This is a genomic window from Vibrio sp. Vb0667 (genome assembly GCF_033391095.1).
The window spans coordinates 1-1026 of record NZ_JAWPOL010000421.1; the positions used below are offsets into that span (position 1 = coordinate 1).

A 1026-nucleotide genomic window follows, 5' to 3' on the forward strand; every position below is an offset into this window, starting at 1 on the left:
ACCTGTGGTGCTTAATGAAGAACACACGGAATATCGCTGGTGTTCGCTGGAAGAAGCAAAGCAGCTTACGCCGTTTGCTAATCAACATCATCTCTATGATCATGTTTGGCAATACTATGTTGATGTGGAGTCGCTGACACCGTATACATTGATCGAGCAAAACAGCTAGGAAAGGGCTACAAGGACGTGACTCATAAAATTTCTGTGCGAGCAGCACAAAAGCAGGATTCTGCAACCATCTTAAGATTTGTTAAAGAGTTAGCTCGTTACGAGCACTTAGAACATGAAGTTAAAGCCAGCGTCGAAGACGTTGATCGAGCGATTTTCGGCGAAGATTCGACGACACACGCAGTGATTTGTTATGTGAACGAAGAACCGATAGGATTCGCCGTCTACTTTTTTAACTACTCAACATGGCTTGGAAAGAACGGACTCTACTTGGAAGATCTATATGTTTCTTCTGAGTACCGAAATGTTGGTGCTGGGAAAGCGTTGTTAAAGCATTTGGCGAATATTGCCGTTGATCGTGGTTGTGGCCGTTTTGAATGGGCTGTATTGGATTGGAACCAACCCGCGATTGATTTCTATCAGTCAATCGGTGCAGAGCCTCAAGATGAATGGAAGATCTATCGACTGGCGGGAGATGCATTGCAGCGCTTTGCTAAAGGATGATGTGAATGGGAGATTCGATGTATCCACACGACTATCAAGGGAATGGCTCGCAAGCGCGCTTTTCCGTCTCGGAAAGGGTCTCAATTGAGCCTCTTACCACCAAGCATGCGACGGTTTTACTGGAAGTGGTGAACACGCATCGAAACAGCCTATCTGGCTATTTACCTTGGACGGACTTTGTGACCAACCGCAGAGAAGCAGTGAACTACATCTCTCAGCGCGTGAACAGCAAAGCGTTAGATGCCCACTGGTGCGCGATTTATTTTGATGAGCAGTTTACGGGTGTTATTGGCATCAAGGGTGTGGATTCGCACACACACGTTACTGAGATTGGCTATTGGTTGGCGAACAATG

Annotated in this window: 2 protein-coding genes and 1 pseudogene; all 3 read left to right on the plus strand. The window is 46.3% G+C overall.

Annotation, left to right across the window (positions count from 1 at the left end):
* A pseudogene (locus tag R8269_RS26360) lies at positions 1-169 on the plus strand (DNA mismatch repair protein MutT); the annotation flags it as partial.
* Between the two features lie 17 nt (positions 170-186).
* Positions 187-672, plus strand: a complete 486-nt coding sequence (locus R8269_RS26365; RefSeq protein ID WP_005454093.1) for a GNAT family N-acetyltransferase — start codon at positions 187-189, stop codon at positions 670-672.
* 5 nt (positions 673-677) lie between these two features.
* On the plus strand, positions 678-1026 hold a 349-nt coding region (locus R8269_RS26370), incomplete at its 3' end, for a GNAT family N-acetyltransferase (RefSeq protein WP_412079976.1).